General features: G+C 53.5%; 18 protein-coding genes and 1 pseudogene. 8 read left to right on the top strand and 11 right to left on the bottom strand.

Annotated elements, in window-relative coordinates:
• Positions 1-107: 107 nt before the first annotated feature.
• Entirely contained in the window at positions 108-926 is an 819-nt protein-coding gene (gene fkpA / locus HV314_RS01875) for an FKBP-type peptidyl-prolyl cis-trans isomerase (RefSeq protein WP_181547198.1), read from the bottom strand.
• 233 nt (positions 927-1,159) lie between these two features.
• Here fkpA and HV314_RS01870 point away from each other — a divergent pair, with 233 nt between their 5' ends.
• A complete protein-coding gene (locus HV314_RS01870; protein ID WP_003023639.1) occupies positions 1,160-1,378 on the top strand; it encodes a protein SlyX in 219 nt (72 codons plus the stop codon).
• Positions 1,379-1,428: 50 nt separating this feature from the next.
• On the opposite strand, the gene slyD is transcribed toward HV314_RS01870, so the two are convergent.
• From slyD to kefG, 4 genes are all read right to left on the bottom strand, one after another.
• Positions 1,429-2,034 (bottom strand): peptidylprolyl isomerase, encoded by a 606-nt coding sequence (gene slyD / locus HV314_RS01865; RefSeq protein WP_003023634.1) that lies wholly within the window; start codon positions 2,032-2,034, stop codon positions 1,429-1,431.
• Positions 2,035-2,128: 94 nt separating this feature from the next.
• A complete protein-coding gene (locus tag HV314_RS01860) occupies positions 2,129-2,329 on the bottom strand; it encodes a YheV family putative zinc ribbon protein (RefSeq protein WP_016154768.1) in 201 nt (66 codons plus the stop codon).
• Positions 2,330-2,337: 8 nt separating this feature from the next.
• The gene (kefB, locus tag HV314_RS01855) at positions 2,338-4,143 is read right to left on the bottom strand and encodes a glutathione-regulated potassium-efflux system protein KefB (protein WP_016154769.1); all 1,806 of its coding nucleotides are present in this window, start codon (positions 4,141-4,143) and stop codon (positions 2,338-2,340) included.
• Positions 4,143-4,694, bottom strand: coding sequence for a glutathione-regulated potassium-efflux system ancillary protein KefG (gene kefG, locus HV314_RS01850; protein WP_003023629.1), 552 nt, complete (start codon positions 4,692-4,694; stop codon positions 4,143-4,145). Before kefG ends, kefB begins: the two co-directional genes overlap by 1 nt.
• A 132-nt stretch (positions 4,695-4,826) precedes the next feature.
• Here kefG and HV314_RS01845 point away from each other — a divergent pair, with 132 nt between their 5' ends.
• The 4 genes and pseudogenes from HV314_RS01845 to HV314_RS01830 all read left to right on the top strand — a co-directional run bounded on the left by HV314_RS01845 (position 4,827) and on the right by HV314_RS01830 (position 9,039).
• Entirely contained in the window at positions 4,827-6,728 is a 1,902-nt protein-coding gene (locus HV314_RS01845) for an ABC transporter ATP-binding protein (protein WP_016154771.1), read from the top strand.
• 104 nt (positions 6,729-6,832) lie between these two features.
• Positions 6,833-7,901 (top strand): annotated as a pseudogene (locus HV314_RS01840) (hydrolase).
• Positions 7,898-8,116 (top strand): YheU family protein, encoded by a 219-nt coding sequence (locus HV314_RS01835; protein WP_114681393.1) that lies wholly within the window; start codon positions 7,898-7,900, stop codon positions 8,114-8,116. The pseudogene HV314_RS01840 and the gene HV314_RS01835 overlap by 4 nt, the downstream one beginning before the upstream one ends.
• Before the next feature lie 53 nt (positions 8,117-8,169).
• Positions 8,170-9,039 carry a phosphoribulokinase gene (locus tag HV314_RS01830; RefSeq protein ID WP_003827751.1) on the top strand — a complete coding sequence of 290 codons (870 nt, stop codon included), beginning with the start codon at positions 8,170-8,172 and terminating at the stop codon, positions 9,037-9,039.
• Positions 9,040-9,132: 93 nt separating this feature from the next.
• Here HV314_RS01830 and HV314_RS01825 read toward each other — a convergent pair whose 3' ends face one another.
• Positions 9,133-9,540 (bottom strand): OsmC family protein, encoded by a 408-nt coding sequence (locus HV314_RS01825; protein WP_016154773.1) that lies wholly within the window; start codon positions 9,538-9,540, stop codon positions 9,133-9,135.
• Between the two features lie 308 nt (positions 9,541-9,848).
• Here HV314_RS01825 and crp point away from each other — a divergent pair, with 308 nt between their 5' ends.
• The gene (crp, locus tag HV314_RS01820; protein WP_000242758.1) at positions 9,849-10,481 is read left to right on the top strand and encodes a cAMP-activated global transcriptional regulator CRP; all 633 of its coding nucleotides are present in this window, start codon (positions 9,849-9,851) and stop codon (positions 10,479-10,481) included.
• Positions 10,482-10,532: 51 nt separating this feature from the next.
• On the top strand, positions 10,533-12,620 hold the full coding sequence (locus tag HV314_RS01815) for a YccS/YhfK family putative transporter (RefSeq protein WP_016154774.1): 2,088 nt from the start codon (positions 10,533-10,535) through the stop codon (positions 12,618-12,620).
• A 42-nt stretch (positions 12,621-12,662) separates the two neighbouring features.
• Here the strand turns inward: HV314_RS01815 and argD are convergent, their stop codons facing one another.
• From argD to ppiA, 5 genes are all read right to left on the bottom strand, one after another.
• Entirely contained in the window at positions 12,663-13,880 is a 1,218-nt protein-coding gene (gene argD, locus HV314_RS01810) for a bifunctional acetylornithine/succinyldiaminopimelate transaminase (RefSeq protein ID WP_019078160.1), read from the bottom strand.
• 85 nt (positions 13,881-13,965) lie between these two features.
• A complete protein-coding gene (gene pabA, locus HV314_RS01805; protein WP_016154776.1) occupies positions 13,966-14,529 on the bottom strand; it encodes an aminodeoxychorismate synthase component 2 in 564 nt (187 codons plus the stop codon).
• Between the two features lie 31 nt (positions 14,530-14,560).
• A complete protein-coding gene (locus HV314_RS01800; RefSeq protein ID WP_019078159.1) occupies positions 14,561-15,163 on the bottom strand; it encodes a putative adenosine monophosphate-protein transferase Fic in 603 nt (200 codons plus the stop codon).
• Complete coding sequence (locus HV314_RS01795; protein WP_016157626.1) at positions 15,153-15,320, bottom strand: YhfG family protein; 168 nt, start codon at positions 15,318-15,320, stop codon at positions 15,153-15,155. Before HV314_RS01795 ends, HV314_RS01800 begins: the two co-directional genes overlap by 11 nt.
• A 106-nt stretch (positions 15,321-15,426) precedes the next feature.
• Entirely contained in the window at positions 15,427-15,999 is a 573-nt protein-coding gene (ppiA, locus tag HV314_RS01790; protein ID WP_003023595.1) for a peptidylprolyl isomerase A, read from the bottom strand.
• Positions 16,000-16,263: 264 nt separating this feature from the next.
• Between ppiA and tsgA the strand changes: the two genes are divergently transcribed.
• Positions 16,264-17,445, top strand: a complete 1,182-nt coding sequence (gene tsgA / locus HV314_RS01785; RefSeq protein WP_016154778.1) for an MFS transporter TsgA — start codon at positions 16,264-16,266, stop codon at positions 17,443-17,445.
• Positions 17,446-17,487: the final 42 nt, after the last annotated feature.

Here is a 17,487-nt window from a genome sequence, read left to right as displayed (position 1 = left end):
TTATAGGGGCATCTAAAGTAATACAGCGCACAAGGCGCTTTCCAGTATTAATTATATCCTGTCGATAATAAAAAACCGCCGCCCTGTGGGCGGCGGTATCTGGTTACTTACTTTTTGCTGCTGTCCGCAGCTTTAGCTGCCGGTGCAGCATCTGGCTGCGCATCGGCTTTCGGTGCCGGTTTGATGTCTAACAGTTCAACATCAAAGACCAGCGTAGAGTTAGCCGGAATGCCCGGTACGCCGGTTTTGCCGTAAGCCAGATCCGGCGGGATAACCAGCTGGATTTTGCCGCCTTTCTTGATGTTTTTCAGGCCTTCGGTCCAGCCAGGGATCACACCGTCAAGACGGAAAGAGAGCGGCTCACCGCGGGTATAAGAGTTATCAAACTCTTTACCATCAATCAGTGTACCTTTGTAGTTGACTACCACGGTATCGCTATCTTTCGGTGCAGCGCCGGTACCTTCTTTCTCTACTTTATAGACCAGGCCAGTAGAAGAGGTTTTAACGCCCTTCTCTTTAGCAAATTTCTCGCGGTAAACTTTACCTTTGGCTTCATTGTCAGCCGCGTCTTTTTCCATTTTCGCCTGAGCGGAGCTCTTCACGCGTGCTTCAAACGCCTGCAGAGTTTGTTCGATTTCCTGGTCAGACAGTTTGCTCTTGTCTGCAAACGCATCCTGAACGCCAGCGATCAGCTGATCTTTATCCAGTTTGATGCCCAGTTTTTCCTGCTCTTTCAGAGAGTTTTCCATATAACGACCCAGGGACGCGCCCAGCGCGTAAGCGGCTTTTTGGTCGTCATTCTTGAATGCTGCTTTGCTGTCAGCAGTAGCGGCTGGTTTCGCAGCGTCAGCAGCGAAGGTGATCGGGGCATACAGAGCAACAGCCATTGTGGTCGCCAGCAGCGTTACTTTAAACAGTGATTTCATCCATATCTCCAGGGCCGGGGCATCTCACCCCAAGGTTAGCTAACATAAAAATGTACTATAAAGCGTTGCAGAACAAATCAACATACGGGCACGCCCTATTATCACCACTTTTCAGACTCTTTTTGTTTAAATTAGTTTCGTGACCGAAGATTGAGTGCTGTGCAAACAGGCAAAGTTAAGTAGAATTCGCCGCAGTCCGCGATCTGCCGGAGAAAAAAAGAAAGAGGTGAATCATGCAGGATACAACAATGGAAACTCGCCTGGCTGAACTGGAAAGTCGCCTGGCATTTCAGGAGATAACCATTGAAGAGCTCAACGTGACGGTGACCGCGCATGAACTGGAAATGGCAAAACTCCGCGACCATCTGCGTTTATTGACGGAGAAGCTCAAGGCAACGCAGCCGTCCCACATCGCGTCGCAGTCTGAAGAGACCCCGCCGCCACATTATTGAGACATAAAAAAAGCGGGATATTCCCGCTTTTTTTTTATGCCGTATAACGATTAGTGGCAACCGCAACCGCCGCCGTTACCTTTACCGCCACCGCCGCAGCAGCCTTCACCACCGTGCTCGTGACCATGGTCGTGACCGTGACCACCGCAGCAACCGTCATGACCGTGGTCATGATCGTGGTCGTGACCGTGCGCACCGTGAACGTGGCCGTGAGCCAGCTCTTCTTCGGTCGCTTCGCGGATAGCGACAACTTCTACGTTGAATTTCAGGTTCTGGCCAGCCAGCATGTGGTTACCGTCAACCACAACGTGGTCGTCTTCCACTTCGGTAATTTCTACCGGTACTGGACCCTGGTCAGTTTCAGCCAGGAAACGCATGCCAACCTGCAGTTCGTCAACGCCCATGAAGACGTCTTTAGGAACGCGCTGCACCAGGTTTTCGTCGTACTGACCGTATGCGTCGTTTGCGCCAACAGCAACATCGAATTTGTCGCCAACTTCATGACCGTCCAGCGCTGTTTCCAGGCCAGAAATCAGGGAACCGTGACCATGCAGGTAGTCCAGCGGTGCACTCACCGGAGACTCATCAACCAACACACCGTCTTCTGTACGTACCTGATAGGCCAGGCTGACCACCAGGTCCTTTGCTACTTTCATGATATCTCCTGAGCATGGAAAGAATAGTGGCGCAGATTGTAGCGGAATTCTGCACCCGTGTACCCTCTAGCTTAAAAAAAGCTGCGCCATATCGCTAGTCCGGATGAAAAATCCCGATCACTTGCTCTTCTTTGCGAACGTGCTCGCGCGCCTCTTTATCCGCTTCCCGCATCTGATGACCGCACTTAACACACTCAACAATATCGATATTATTTTCGCGCCACATCGCTAGCGTATCCTGCGCCTGGCAGGACGGACATTTTGCGCCTGCGATAAAACGTTTACGAATTGCCATGGTTACCTCTACTCAAATTCATCCCAGCCATCCAGCTGACGTCGCTCTTGCTGCATCTCTCGTTGGAAAATCTCCTCAAGCTCGCGCCGGGCTTCCCTGGCTCGGGAGATTTGTACCGTATCCGTGTGCATGGGGATCAGTTCCCGCAACATGCGCATATCCAGCCGCCGAAAATGCAGCTGAGCGCGCTGAGCCTGGTGCGGATGCATCCCTAGCGTAACCAGCGTTTTTCGCCCTAACTCCAGCGCACTGGAAAATGTTTCGCGGGAAAACTGCGTCACACCAGCCTGTAATAACTCATGCGCCTCTACACGTCCGCGCGCACGCGCAAGAATATGCAAATGCGGAAAATACTGTTGGCATAGCTCCACCAGCTTCATAGTGTCTTCAGGTTCATTACAGGTAATAACAATAGACTGTGCGGCTTCTGCACCCGCGGAACGCAACAGATCCACCTGCGTGGCATCACCGTAATAGACCTTATAGCCATATTTGCGCATTAAATTCACTGCGCTGATATCTCTTTCCAGGACGGTAATACGCATTTTATTGGCCATCAACAGACGACCAATAACCTGACCAAAGCGCCCGAAACCCACCACAATCACCTGCGGTTTATCATCTTCCACCCAGGGTTTTTCATCTTCTTCATCCGTGCCGTTAAACTGGCGGGAGAGCCATTTATCAATCAACTTCATCACCAGCGGCGTGGTCATCATCGATAGCGTGACGGTCACCAACAACAGCGCCATTTGGTCACCCTGAAACAGCCGTTGGGAAGAGGCCGTTGAAAACAGCACGAAAGCGAATTCACCGCCCTGACTTAAAACCCCGGCAAACTGCATCCGTTCTGAGCTTCTCATGCCGTTAAGACGCGCCAGTACATACAACACCAGCATTTTTACGACCACCAGCACCATCACGCTCGCCGCTACCCATAAAATATGGGTATAGAGCACGCCAAGGTTAAGCGACATACCTACGGAGATAAAAAACAGGCCAAGCAACAGGCCTTTAAACGGATCGATTGCCGTTTCCAGCTCATGTCGGTATTCGCTTTCCGCCAGCAGAACGCCCGCGATAAAAGTCCCCAGCGCCATCGACAAACCCAGCGCATCCATAAATAAAGCAGAACCCAGCACTAACAGCAGCGTGGCAGCGGTGAACACTTCCCGCACGCCAGAATCCGCAATAAAGCGGAAAACCGGACGCAGCAAATAACGCCCACCTATCAGCATGCCGGCAAAGGCCAGCACCTTCATCCCCACTTTGATCCAGTCAAAATGTTCGTCAGCAGACCCCGCCAGCAGCGGAACCAGCGCCAACGCGGGGATCACCGCCAGATCCTGAAATAGCAGCACCGAAAAGCCCAGTTGTCCGGATTCACTGCGATTCATGCCTTTTTCGCGCATCAACTGTAGCGCCATAGCGGTCGATGACATCGCCAGACCAATGCCGCCAACCACTGCTGCCTGCCAGGAGAACGCTGTAAGCATCAGTAGCCCTGCCAGCACGACCGCGCTTAGCATCACTTGCGCGGCGCCGACGCCAAAAATTGAACGCCGCAATTGCCACAGTTTGGCTGGATTAAGTTCCAGCCCAATGATGAACATCAGAAAAACTACGCCCAGTTCGGAAAAGTGTAAGATTTCATCCACATCGCTGATGAACCCTAATCCCCATGGGCCAATAGCAATCCCCGCTAGCAAGTAACCCAGCACCGGACCGATACCCAGTTTTGAGGCCAGAGGAACGGCAGCCACCGCCGCGAAGAGGAACAACACGCCGGCTGTCAATAAATCAGAACCTTCCATCAGCGGCCTCCCACAGGGATCGGATTCGCCAGCCAGTCACCATACGCTTTCGCATGGCTGTCCAGCTCCTGCTTCGTTTGCCGTCTGGCCCAGTAGACAATGATAGGGCTCATCCAGTGCATGCGGCACATACCGGCCGTTAGCTCAAAAGGGCGCAGTACATCGCTCATTGGATAACGGTTTAGCGCGTCATAGCGGTAGGCGCTTTCCGGCTCGCCGGTAGTGATAACGCTCCGCCAGTACTTTCCCGCCAGTTGATTCCCCCCGGGGCCGCTGGCAAATCCTCGGCTCAGTACACGGTCAAGCCACTCCTTTAACAACGCCGGGCAGCTATAGGTGTAGAGCGGATGCTGAAAAACAATCACATCATGCTCGCGCAGCAGCGCCTGCTCATGCGGAATGTCGATAAAAAAGTCAGGATAGTGCGCGTACAGGTCGTGCACGGTAACATTGCTGAGCTGCATGGCCGGTTTAAGCAGTACCCGGTTCGCGACCGAGTCCTGAGATTCCGGATGGGCATACAGCAGCAAGACTTTCGCTGGCTGGAACATCATCCCCCTCCCGGTTTTGTCTTTTGTCTATTTTCGACGTTTTGGGCTACCATTGCGCCTCGGTGCGGCAAATGGCCCACACATTACATTATCATAATGATAAATTAACATAGTCTGAACATACGGCGCCTTATGATTGTTTTCTCATCGTTACAAATTCGTCGCGGCGTGCGCGTCTTGCTGGAAAATGCCACGGCCACCATTAATCCAGGGCAGAAAGTTGGCCTGGTAGGTAAAAATGGCTGCGGTAAATCTACCCTGCTGGCATTGCTGAAAAATGAACTCAGCGCCGACGCCGGAGGATTTACCTATCCGGGAAACTGGCAGCTCGCGTGGGTTAATCAGGAAACGCCTGCGTTGCCACAGCCGGCGTTGGAGTATGTGATTGACGGCGACCGCGAGTATCGTCAACTGGAAGCACAGTTGAACGATGCCAACGAACGTAACGATGGACATGCCATTGCCACCGTCCATGGCAAGCTGGATGCCATTGACGCCTGGACTGTGCGCTCACGCGCCGCCAGCCTGCTGCATGGCCTCGGCTTCTCCAACGAACAGCTTGAACGTCCCGTCAGCGATTTCTCCGGTGGCTGGCGTATGCGTCTCAACCTGGCTCAGGCGCTGATTTGCCGTTCAGACCTGCTGCTGCTCGATGAACCGACCAACCACCTCGATCTCGACGCGGTGATCTGGCTGGAAAGATGGCTGAAAAGCTATCAGGGCACGCTGATTTTGATCTCCCACGACCGCGACTTCCTCGACCCGGTGGTGGATAAAATTATTCATATCGAACAGCAAACGATGTTCGAGTACACCGGCAACTACAGCGCGTTTGAAATCCAGCGAGCGACCCGCCTCGCACAGCAACAGGCAATGTACGAAAGCCAGCAGGAGCGCGTAGCGCATCTGCAAAGCTATATCGATCGTTTCCGCGCTAAAGCCACCAAAGCAAAGCAGGCGCAGAGCCGTATCAAAATGCTGGAACGCATGGAGCTGATTGCCCCTGCGCACGTGGACAACCCGTTCCACTTCAGCTTCCGCGAGCCGGAAAGCCTGCCGAACCCGCTGTTAAAGATGGAAAAGGTCAGCGCCGGCTACGGCGACCGCGTCATTCTCGATTCGATCAAACTGAATCTGGTGCCGGGGTCTCGCATCGGCCTGCTCGGACGCAACGGCGCGGGTAAATCTACGCTGATTAAGCTGCTGGCCGGCGAACTGGCTCCCATCAGCGGCGAGATTGGCCTGGCAAAAGGCATCAAGCTGGGTTACTTCGCACAGCACCAGCTGGAGTTTTTACGCGCCGATGAATCACCGATTCAGCACCTTGCGCGCATGGCGCCGCAGGAGCTGGAGCAGAAACTGCGAGACTACCTCGGCGGATTCGGCTTCCAGGGCGATAAAGTCAGCGAAGAGACTCGCCGCTTCTCCGGAGGTGAAAAAGCGCGTCTGGTGCTGGCATTGATCGTCTGGCAGCGCCCGAACCTGCTGCTGCTTGATGAACCGACCAACCACCTGGATTTGGATATGCGTCAGGCGCTGACCGAAGCGCTGATCGATTTCGAAGGCGCACTGGTTGTGGTCTCGCACGACCGTCACCTGATTCGCTCTACTACCGATGACCTCTATCTGGTGCACGACAAGAAAGTCGAGCCGTTTGATGGCGATCTTGAGGATTATCAGCAGTGGCTGAGCGATGTGCAAAAACAGGAAAACCAGAGCGACGAACCGGTAAAAGAGAGCGTTAACAGCGCCCAGGCACGTAAAGACCAGAAGCGTCGCGAAGCTGAACTACGCACCCTGACGCAACCGCTACGTAAAGAGATTACCCGTCTGGAAAAAGAGATGGAGAAACTGCACGCACAGCTGGCGCAGGCGGAAGAAAAACTCGGCGATAGCGAACTGTACGACCAAAGCCGCAAAGCCGAACTCACAGCATGCTTGCAGCAGCAGGCCAGTGCGAAATCCGGACTGGAAGAGTGCGAGATGGCCTGGCTGGAGGCTCAGGAACAGCTTGAGCAGATGCTGGCCGAGTAATCATGAGTGCCGGATAAGGCGAAGCCGCCATCCGGCACTATAGCCGATGATTGCCTGCTGACTGACTCGCGACAAAATCACATATTGGCTAACCCGCACGCGCTGTGCGCGGTATAGTTATTCTTTCCGATTATTAATTGCTCTGGTGTTATGGTTGAAATCACGTCCACAGAAATAACTCCACCTACCGACGATTCTCGAGAATTCCGTCCGATGCGCGGTATCAGTAACCGCCATCTGCAGACGATGCTGCCGCGTTTAATTCGCCGCAAGGTGAAGTTCGACGCCCACTGGCAGCGTCTTGAATTGCCCGACGGTGATTTTGTCGATCTGGCATGGAGTGAAGATCCGCAACAGGCGAAACATAAACCGCGCCTGGTGGTTTTTCACGGTCTGGAAGGCAGTCTGAACAGCCCGTACGCACATGGCCTGATTGAAGCAGCGCAAAAGCGCGGCTGGCTGGGCGTGGTGATGCATTTTCGCGGCTGCAGCGGCGAACCCAATCGTCTGAACCGTATTTATCACTCCGGTGAGACTGAAGATGGCACCTGGTTTTTACACTGGCTGGCACGTGAGTTCGGTCGCGTGCCGACCGCGGCGGTAGGCTATTCGCTCGGTGGAAACATGCTGGCCTGTCTGCTGGCAAAAGAAGGTACTGAGATTCCAATTGATGCCGCGGTTATCGTTTCCGCGCCTTTCGTGCTGGAAGCCTGTAGTTACCATATGGACAAGGGATTCTCCCGGGTTTATCAGCGCTACTTGCTAAACCTGTTGAAAGCCAATGCCTCGCGTAAGCTAGAGGCGTATCCGGGCTCGCTGCCGGTGAGTCTGGGCCAGTTGAAATCTCTGCGTCGCATTCGCGACTTTGACGATCTGATCACCGCCAAAATCCACGGTTTCGCCGATGCTATAGACTATTACCGTCAGTGTAGCGCCATGCCGTTGCTCAATCAGATCGCCAAACCCACGCTGATTATCCATGCTAAGGACGATCCGTTTATGGATCATCACGTGATCCCTAAACCGGAAAATCTGCCCTCACAGGTAGAGTATCAACTGACGGAACACGGCGGCCACGTCGGATTCATTGGCGGCACGCTGCGCCATCCTGAGATGTGGCTGGAATCCAGAATCCCGGACTGGCTGACAACGTATCTGGAGGCATCATCATGATCATCCCCTGGCAAGATCTCTCCCCGGACGCGCTGGACAATCTGATTGAAAGCTTTGTCTTGCGCGAAGGCACCGATTATGGTGAACATGAACGCTCACTCGAACAAAAAGTCGCCGACGTCAAACGCCAACTACAATCTGGTGAAGCTGTGCTGGTATGGTCCGAACTGCATGAAACGGTCAACATTATGCCGAGGAAGCAGATTCACGAGTAATCCGTAACCGACGGCCGACTATAATAAAAATTCAACCTATTCATGGAGTTGTTATGTCTGCCAAACATCCGGTGATTGCGGTAACAGGGTCCAGCGGCGCGGGGACCACCACCACCAGCCTCGCGTTTCGTAAAATTTTCGCGCAGTTAAATCTGCGCGCCGCCGAGGTGGAAGGTGACAGTTTTCATCGTTATACCCGTCCGGAAATGGACATGGCGATTCGCAAAGCGCGCGATGCCGGGCGGCATATCAGCTATTTCGGCCCCGAAGCTAATGACTTCGGTCTGCTGGAGCAAACCTTCATCGAATACGGCCAGACGGGCAAAGGTCAGTCGCGAAAATATCTGCACACCTACGATGAGGCCGTACCGTGGAATCAGGTTCCGGGTACATTTACGCCCTGGCAGCCGCTGCCTGAACCGACGGATGTCCTGTTCTATGAAGGACTGCACGGCGGCGTCGTAACCCCACAGCAAAACGTGGCCCGGCATGTCGATCTGCTGGTTGGCGTAGTGCCGATCGTGAACCTGGAATGGATTCAGAAGCTGACCCGCGATACCAGCGAACGGGGACACTCGCGCGAAGCGGTGATGGACTCGGTGGTGCGCTCAATGGACGATTACATCAATTACATTACGCCGCAGTTTTCCCGTACGCATATTAACTTCCAGCGCGTACCGACCGTTGATACCTCCAACCCCTTTGCCGCCAAAAGTATTCCATCACTGGATGAAAGCTTTGTCGTGATTCATTTTCGGAACCTGGAAGGGATCGACTTCCCGTGGCTACTGGCCATGCTGCAGGGATCATTCATTTCCCATATCAATACGTTGGTTGTTCCGGGCGGGAAAATGGGTCTGGCGATGGAATTGATTATGCTGCCGCTGGTCCAGCGACTGATGGAAGGCAAAAAGATTGAGTAGGGTGTTATTTTGCCGGATGGCGGCTGATGCCTTATCCGGCCTACGCGTTTATATCCTGTAGGCCTGATAAGTGAAACGCCATCAGGCATCACATCACGAAGCAGCAACCACTTCATAGGAGTGGGTAATGTTCACCGCCTTTTCCAGCATCAGCGCCACGGAGCAATATTTTTCCGCAGAGAGATCGACTGCGCGCGAAACGGACGCATCTTTCAGATCGTTACCCGTTACGATGAAATGCAGGTTAATGTGGGTAAACAGGCGCGGCGCTTCATCACGACGCTCTGAGGTCAGTTTCACTTCGCAGTTGGTCACATCCTGACGACCTTTTTGCAGGATCGAAACCACATCAATTGCGCTGCAACCGCCCGCAGCCATTAATACCATTTCCATCGGACTCGGCGCTTTATCACCGGAGTTACCGTCCATCAAAATTTGGTGACCAGAGGCGGACTCACCGAGGAAGGTTAACCCCTCAACCCACTTTACACGCGCTTGCATATTTCGTAACTCCAATGTTTCAATTTTCCTGACAGATTACGCGTACATAACAATTCTCGCAACGGAAGGCGACCTGCGTCATGCTGAAGCGAGACACCAGGAGACACACGGCGAAAGCTATGCTAAAACAGTCAGGATGCTACAGTAATACATTGACGTACTGCATGTATGCAGAGGACATCACATTACAGGCTGCAGTTAATTTTTGACAGCCCCTTTCCCAGGTAGCGGGAAGCATATTTTTGCAAACCCAGAGGCAGCGTCGTTTTCTGGCTCTGGAGACAGCTTATAACAGAGGATAACCGCGCATGGTGCTTGGCAAACCGCAAACAGACCCGACTCTCGAATGGTTCTTGTCTCATTGCCATATTCATAAGTACCCATCGAAGAGCACGCTGATTCACCAGGGTGAAAAAGCGGAAACGTTGTATTACATCGTTAAAGGCTCAGTGGCAGTGCTGATCAAAGATGAAGAAGGGAAAGAAATGATCCTTTCTTATCTGAATCAGGGCGATTTTATTGGTGAATTAGGCCTCTTCGAAGAAGGTCAGGAACGTAGCGCCTGGGTACGTGCCAAAACCGCATGTGAAGTCGCTGAAATTTCATACAAAAAATTTCGCCAATTAATCCAGGTCAACCCGGATATTCTGATGCGCCTGTCTTCACAGATGGCTCGTCGCCTGCAGGTCACGTCTGAAAAAGTCGGCAACCTTGCCTTCCTCGACGTAACGGGTCGTATCGCGCAGACTCTGCTGAATCTGGCGAAACAGCCTGATGCGATGACCCACCCGGACGGCATGCAGATTAAAATCACCCGTCAGGAAATCGGCCAGATCGTTGGCTGCTCCCGTGAGACCGTTGGTCGTATTCTGAAGATGCTGGAAGATCAGAACCTGATCTCCGCACACGGTAAGACCATCGTCGTCTACGGCACCCGTTAACCCCATCGAAGTGGCGCGTTACTCAGTGATGCGCCACTTTTGTTTACACCGATGTGGCGAAGACTGATATACCACCCAGAGATCAACTACGCACTACGGCAGACGCTGGTGCTATGTTTACCTGTGGCTGTTGGTCTGATCATCGGTCAGCTTCATTTGGGACTCCTCTTCTCCCTGGTCCCTGCCTGTTGCAACATTGCCGGCCTTGATACCCCGCACAAGCGCTTTTTCAAACGTTTAGCTATTGGCGCGTCTTTGTTTGCCGGTTGCAGTCTGATCATGCAGTTGCTGCTGGCACAGGCCATACCGCTGCCGCTTATCCTCACCGGACTGACGCTAATTCTTGGCGTAACCGCCGAGCTCAGCCCTCTGCATGCCCGACTGTTACCGGCCTCACTTATCGCCGCGATTTTCACGCTAAGCCTGGTCGGGAACATGCCCGTCTGGGAACCGTTGCTGATCTATGCGCTGGGCACGTTATGGTACGGCCTGTTCAACTGGTTCTGGTTCTGGATGTGGCGCGAGCAGCCGCTCCGTGAATCGCTCAGCTTGTTGTACCGTGAATTAGCCGATTACTGTGAGGCCAAGTACAGCCTGCTGACCCAGCATGCCGATCCGGAAAAAGCGCTGCCTCCCCTGCTGGTTCGCCAGCAGAAAGCGGTGGATCTGATTACCCAGTGCTACCAGCAAATGCATATGCTGTCGGCGCATCGCAACAACGATTACAAGCGCCTGCTGCGTGCCTTTCAGGAGGCGCTGGACTTGCAGGAGCATATTTCCGTCAGCCTTCACCAGCCGGAAGAGGTGCAAAAGCTGGTCGAACGCAGCCACGCCGAACAGGTGATTCGCTGGAATGCGCGCACCGTCGCCGAACGCCTTCGGGTACTGGCCGATGATATTTTGTATCACCGTTTGCCGACCCGTTTCTCGATGGACAAGCAGATTGGCACGCTGGAGAAAATCGCCAACCAGCATCCGGACAATCCGGTGGGACAATTTTGCTACTGGCACTTCAGCCGTATTGCCCGCGTGCTACGCACCCAGCGACCGCTGTACGCCCGAGATTTAATGGCGGACAAGCAGCGTCGGTTGCCGCTGATCCCGGCCCTGAAAAACTATCTGTCGTTGAAATCACCGGCGCTGCGTAATGCCGGGCGCATCAGCGTCATGCTGAGTATCGCCAGCCTGATGGGCAGCGCTTTACACCTGCCAAAGCCTTACTGGATTTTGATGACGATCCTGTTCGTCACGCAAAATGGCTACGGAGCAACCCGGGTACGTATTTTACACCGTTCAGCAGGAACGCTCGTTGGACTGGTCATTGCCGGGGTCACCCTGCACTTTCATATTCAGGAAGGTTACACGCTGGCAGGCATGCTGCTGATTACCCTGGGTAGCTATCTGATCATGCGCAAAAACTACGGCTGGGCTACCGTCGGCTTTACGGTCACGGCGGTATACACCCTGCAACTGCTGACGCTGAACGGAGAACAGTTTATCGTGCCGCGGTTTGTCGATACGGTTATTGGCTGCTTAATCGCCTTTGGCGGTACACTCTGGCTGTGGCCGCAGTGGCAGAGCGGCCTGCTGCGTAAGAACGCCCATGATGCGTTAGAAGCCGATCAGGAAGCCATTCGCCTGATCCTCAGCAACGATCCGCAGGCCACGCCGCTGGCGTATCAACGCATGCGGGTCAATCAGGCGCATAACACGTTGTTCAACTCACTGAACCAGGCGATGCAGGAGCCAGGATTCAACTCGCACTACCTGGCGGACATGAAACTGTGGGTCACGCACAGCCAGTTCATCGTCGAGCACATCAACGCGATGACCACACTGGCAAGGGAACACACAATGCTGACGCCGGATTTAGCGCAGCGGTATCTGGAATCCTGTGAAATTGCGCTCCAGCGCTGTCAGCAGCGGCTGGAATATGACGGACCGGGAAGCTCAGGCGATGTGAATATTCTCGAAGCGCCAGAGATGCTGTCCCACGGTCCGTTAAGCACCCTTGAGCAGCATCTGCAACGGATACTGGGGCATCTGAACACCATGCACACCATTTCGTCGGTAGCATGGCGTCAGCGACCGCACCACGGAATCTGGCTGAGCCGCCGTCTGCGGGACATGAAAGGTTAAGATCGACTGCCGGATGCGCTGTGCTTATCCGGCAACAGGTAATCAGGCAACGACTTTCGCTACCGCTTGTGCGAAACGCTGCATCCCTTCATCGATATCCGCCTGCTCAACTACTAGCGACGGCGCGAAACGCATCACGTCCGGTCCGGCGTTGAGTACCATCACCCCTTCGTGCGCGGCAGCATACAGGAAATCGCGCGCCCGGCCTTTAAACTGCGGCTTCAGCTCGGCGCCAATCAGCAGCCCCATCCCGCGAATATCGCTGAAAATGTCGAACTGTTGATCAATTTTGTGCAAATGTTGGACAAACGTCTGACGTTTAGCCTGAATACCTTCCAACACTTCCGGCGTGTTGATGATATCAAACGCGGCCCCCGCAACTGCGCAGGCCAGCGGATTGCCACCGTAAGTGGAACCATGCGAACCCACGTGAAATGCGGAGGCAATCTCTTGGGTGGTCAGCACCGCGCTCACCGGGAAGCCGCCGCCGAGAGCCTTCGCGCTGGTGAGGATATCCGGCGTCACGCCGTAGTGCATATAGGCAAACAGATCGCCGGTACGGCCCATCCCGCTCTGCACTTCATCCAATACCAATAGCGCCTGGTGTTGGTCGCAAAGTTCACGCAAACCTTGCAGGAATTCCGGCGTTGCCGCAGTGACGCCACCTTCCCCCTGAATAGGCTCAACCACCACCGCACAGGTGTGATCGTCCATCACCGCTTTGACCGCATGCAGATCGTTAAACGGTACATGGATGATATCCGCTGGTTTTGGTCCAAAGCCGTCAGAGTATTTCGGCTGCCCGCCGACGGACACGGTAAACAGCGAACGACCGTGAAACGCATTATGGAAGGCAATGATTTTGGTTTTGAACGGGCTATGGCGCACGCAGGCATAGTGGCGCGCCAGCTTAAAGGCGGTTTCGTTAGCTTCGGTACCCGAATTCATGAACAGCACGCGCTCGGCGAAGGTCGCATCAATGATTTTACGGCCCAGGCGCAACGCCGGTTCGTTGGTGAAAACGTTGCTGGTATGCCACAGGGTTTCACCCTGGGTTTTTAACGCCTCCACCAGGGCCGGATGGCAATGCCCTAGTGCAGTAACTGCAATGCCGCCCGCGAAATCAACATACTCTTTGCCCTGTTGATCCCAGACTCGACTCCCTTTTCCTTTTACCGGGATAAACTCAGCCGGTGCATAAATCGGCAGAATCACTTCATCGAATGTCGCGCGCGTAATTGCAGTTTGTTCAGTTGCCATGTCATTGCCACCCTGTTAAGCAGAAATGCTAGTGAAATTATAATCACAAAATATGAATAAAAAATCACTGAATAGCAACCACAAATCACCGGTTGAGGAAATTAGCCAGCAGTTGATGCCCCTGCTCGCTGAGAATACTCTCCGGGTGAAACTGCACCCCTTCCATATCCCACTCGCGGTGACGAATGCCCATAATCTCCTGCGTTTCACTCCAGGCCGTCACCTCAAAGCAGTCAGGAAGCGTCGCGGGGGCAACCACCAGAGAATGGTAGCGCGTCACCGTTAATGGGTTTGCGAGCCCCTGAAAAACACCCTGCCCGTTATGCGTAATTGGCGAGGTTTTACCGTGCATCACTTTAGCTGCCCGAACCACTGTCGCGCCAAAGGCCTGCGCCATAGCCTGATGTCCCAGACAAACACCCAGCAGGGGCGTCTTGCCCGCGAAATGACGAATAACATCCAATGAGATCCCAGCGTCATCCGGCGTGCAGGGGCCTGGGGATATTACGATTTTTTGCGGGCTTAGCGCGTCGATTTGCGCCAGCGTCAGTTCGTCGTTGCGCCTGACAAGGACATCAGCGCCCAGTTCGCAGAAGTATTGGTACAGGTTCCAGGTAAAAGAATCATAGTTATCGATAAGCAGGATCATGGCGGCTCCGGTACATAAGAACCGCGCTATTCTACTCAGTTTCCGGGGCTTCGCTTACCACTTTACGAAATATCGCCCGAAGCGCAGACAGGTCACCCATCGCCCCACTCTGATTAGCCAGGTTCCACTCCTCAACCGGAATGTCATCCCAGCTCAATATATACCCGGCATGAATCGCTAACTGTTCGAAAAAAATTCGCTGTGCCAGACCGCTGCCAATACGAAACGGATGCAGCATGTTGATTTCGCAATAATAGTGCGCAAGACGATCCACAAACTTATCTTCCGGTAACCCCACCAACCAGGACTCGTCTTCCAGGTCCTGCATCAGCGCATTGCCCTCTTTCTCGATATAAGCGAAATGGCAAAAGCGGGTATCGCCCTGGTAAATATCCACTTCTCGCAGATGTCCCGCCCAGTCAAAAATATCCCGATACAGTTGGCGATGAATGGCGCACAGATGCGGCAAGCCCCGTTTAAGCGGGCCTAATTCGATAGTGGCCGCACGCAGCGCCGTCAGTTCATACGCCGCCTGCGCCAGGCGCTGCGCCTGATGAATCCCCAGACGGTTACGCATGACATTCAGGCCCGGATACAAATAGGGATCGCGTCCATCACCGAATTTATCGCTCATAGTGCCCCCTCAACTCTTCAAGACGCGCCAGGGCGTCTTCCGTGCTCAGAGTCACCCGTGGAATATCCACGCCCTCCAGCCGCCGACTGGCCTGGAAATTGGCATTTCGCCGTTGTTCCCAGAGTCTGGACTTTTGTTTATCGGTGAGTTTTTTCACGTGACCTCCCTGAATGAGCCGACACTTGCCACAAGTATAAGCGGCAATTTCAGGTTACGCAGAGAAGGGAAAGAACGCGGACAGGAACTGCCCGCGCAAAATACGTTTACGGCAGGACTTTGGCAGACAGGATAACAATCGGTTTTGACGGGACATTCTGGTAAGGACCAACATCATGGGTCTGCACCTGAGAGATCTTATCCGCGACATCCATACCTTTCACAACTTTACCGAAGACCGCGTACCCAAAGTCGCGCTGGCCGTGATCGAGGAACGCATTGTCTGCAATGTTGATAAAGAACTGGCTGGTCGCGCTGTCTTTATCTGCTGTACGCGCCATGGCAATCGTGCCGCGGGTATTACGCAGTCCGTTATCAGCTTCATTCTTGATTGGCGGGTTAGGTTTCTTCTGCTGCATCTGCTCGGTAAAACCGCCGCCCTGCACCATGAAGCCAGGGATCACGCGGTGGAACGTGGTGTTGTTATAGAAACCGCTGTTGACATAATCGACAAAGTTTTGCACTGAAACCGGGGCTTTCTGACTGTTCAGCTCCAGCTCAATGTTACCGGCAGAGGTTGTCAGCAGGACATGCGGGTCACCTTTTGCTGCCAGTGCTGCGGGAGAAAGAGCAGAAAGAGCGAGAACAGCTGCAACAGCCGCCAGAGTCGATTTGAGCATGAGAATTCCTTAACAAGAGCAGAAATGAAGCAAGTGAATTGATTCTAAAGAGCCTTCAAGAACAAGGCCATCCCTTTACTTAATTTTACGTACTTGAAACAAATGTAACCTTATAGCCTCAAGATTCAATGCGATCTAGATCACATAAAAAAATGTAACGTAGCAAGTAATTACCAATAAACATTTAAATGCATCACTAAAGCGCCTAAAATCTGCCCGCTCACGGCGCAGTCAATGCGCCTAACACTTCTATACAGGCCAGTCATGACTAACAGCAATCGCATCAAGCTCACATGGATTAGCTTTCTCTCCTACGCCCTGACAGGCGCGTTGGTAATTGTCACCGGGATGGTGATGGGAAACATCGCAGATTACTTCCATTTGCCCGTTTCCAGTATGAGTAACACCTTCACCTTTCTGAATGCCGGCATTCTGATCTCTATTTTTCTGAATGCATGGCTGATGGAAATTGTGCCACTGAAAACCCAGTTGCGCTTTGGCTTTATCCTGATGGTTCTGGCGGTCGCCGGACTGATGCTCAGCCATAGCCTGGCCTTGTTCTCAGCCGCCATGTTTGTACTGGGTCTGGTGAGCGGTATCACCATGTCGATTGGTACATTCCTGGTGACTCAGATGTACGAAGGTCGCCAGCGCGGTTCCCGCCTGCTGTTTACTGATTCCTTCTTCAGCATGGCCGGCATGATTTTCCCGATGGTGGCAGCATTCCTGTTAGCGCGCAGCATCGAATGGTATTGGGTTTATGCCTGCATCGGCCTGGTATACGTCGCCATTTTCCTGCTGACCTTCGGCTGCGAATTCCCGGCGCTGGGTAAACACGCGCAGCAACCGGACGCACCAGTGGTAAAAGAAAAATGGGGCATTGGCGTGCTGTTCCTGGCGATCGCCGCGCTGTGCTACATCCTCGGTCAGTTGGGCTTTATCTCTTGGGTGCCGGAATACGCCAAAAGTCTGGGCATGAGCCTGAACGACGCAGGTAAACTGGTCAGCGACTTCTGGATGTCTTACATGGTTGGCATGTGGGCATTTAGCTTTATCCTGCGTTTCTTCGATTTGCAGCGCATCCTGACCGTACTGGCGGGTGTGGCTACCGTCCTGATGTATCTGTTTATCACCGGTACGCCGGAGCATATGCCGTGGTTCATTCTGACGTTGGGCTTCTTCTCCAGCGCGATTTATACCACCATCATTACCCTCGGCTCCCAGCAGACGAAGGTCGCATCACCTAAACTGGTTAACTTCGTTCTAACCTGTGGCACCATCGGTACTATGCTCACTTTCGTGGTCACTGGCCCTATCGTGGCGCACAGCGGTCCGCTGGCGGCATTGCAGACGGCTAACGGCTTGTATGCGGTCGTATTCGTGATGTGCTTTATTCTTGGGTTCGTCACGCGTCATCGCCAGCATAACGCACCCGCAACGCATTAATCTGAGTGCCGGATGGCGATGCTAACGCATCTTATCCGGCCT

It is taken from the genome of Citrobacter sp. RHBSTW-00887, assembly GCF_013728095.1.
Classification (GTDB): domain Bacteria; phylum Pseudomonadota; class Gammaproteobacteria; order Enterobacterales; family Enterobacteriaceae; genus Citrobacter; species Citrobacter braakii.
Note: the sequence above shows the minus strand (reverse complement) of the source record. Positions and strands in the feature narration are given on the sequence as shown.

Bases quoted from the DNA above. Each gene is read 5' to 3' on its own strand.
- fkpA (WP_181547198.1), bottom strand. From the start codon at position 926: ATGAAATCACTGTTTAAAGTAACGCTGCTGGCGACCACAATGGCTGTT.
- HV314_RS01870 (WP_003023639.1), top strand. From the start codon at position 1,160: ATGCAGGATACAACAATGGAAACTCGCCTGGCTGAACTGGAAAGTCGC.
- slyD (WP_003023634.1), bottom strand. From the start codon at position 2,034: ATGAAAGTAGCAAAGGACCTGGTGGTCAGCCTGGCCTATCAGGTACGT.
- HV314_RS01860 (WP_016154768.1), bottom strand. From the start codon at position 2,329: ATGGCAATTCGTAAACGTTTTATCGCAGGCGCAAAATGTCCGTCCTGC.
- kefB (WP_016154769.1), bottom strand. From the start codon at position 4,143: ATGGAAGGTTCTGATTTATTGACAGCCGGCGTGTTGTTCCTCTTCGCG.
- kefG (WP_003023629.1), bottom strand. From the start codon at position 4,694: ATGTTCCAGCCAGCGAAAGTCTTGCTGCTGTATGCCCATCCGGAATCT.
- HV314_RS01845 (WP_016154771.1), top strand. From the start codon at position 4,827: ATGATTGTTTTCTCATCGTTACAAATTCGTCGCGGCGTGCGCGTCTTG.
- HV314_RS01835 (WP_114681393.1), top strand. From the start codon at position 7,898: ATGATCATCCCCTGGCAAGATCTCTCCCCGGACGCGCTGGACAATCTG.
- HV314_RS01830 (WP_003827751.1), top strand. From the start codon at position 8,170: ATGTCTGCCAAACATCCGGTGATTGCGGTAACAGGGTCCAGCGGCGCG.
- HV314_RS01825 (WP_016154773.1), bottom strand. From the start codon at position 9,540: ATGCAAGCGCGTGTAAAGTGGGTTGAGGGGTTAACCTTCCTCGGTGAG.
- crp (WP_000242758.1), top strand. From the start codon at position 9,849: ATGGTGCTTGGCAAACCGCAAACAGACCCGACTCTCGAATGGTTCTTG.
- HV314_RS01815 (WP_016154774.1), top strand. From the start codon at position 10,533: ATGTGGCGAAGACTGATATACCACCCAGAGATCAACTACGCACTACGG.
- argD (WP_019078160.1), bottom strand. From the start codon at position 13,880: ATGGCAACTGAACAAACTGCAATTACGCGCGCGACATTCGATGAAGTG.
- pabA (WP_016154776.1), bottom strand. From the start codon at position 14,529: ATGATCCTGCTTATCGATAACTATGATTCTTTTACCTGGAACCTGTAC.
- HV314_RS01800 (WP_019078159.1), bottom strand. From the start codon at position 15,163: ATGAGCGATAAATTCGGTGATGGACGCGATCCCTATTTGTATCCGGGC.
- ppiA (WP_003023595.1), bottom strand. From the start codon at position 15,999: ATGCTCAAATCGACTCTGGCGGCTGTTGCAGCTGTTCTCGCTCTTTCT.
- tsgA (WP_016154778.1), top strand. From the start codon at position 16,264: ATGACTAACAGCAATCGCATCAAGCTCACATGGATTAGCTTTCTCTCC.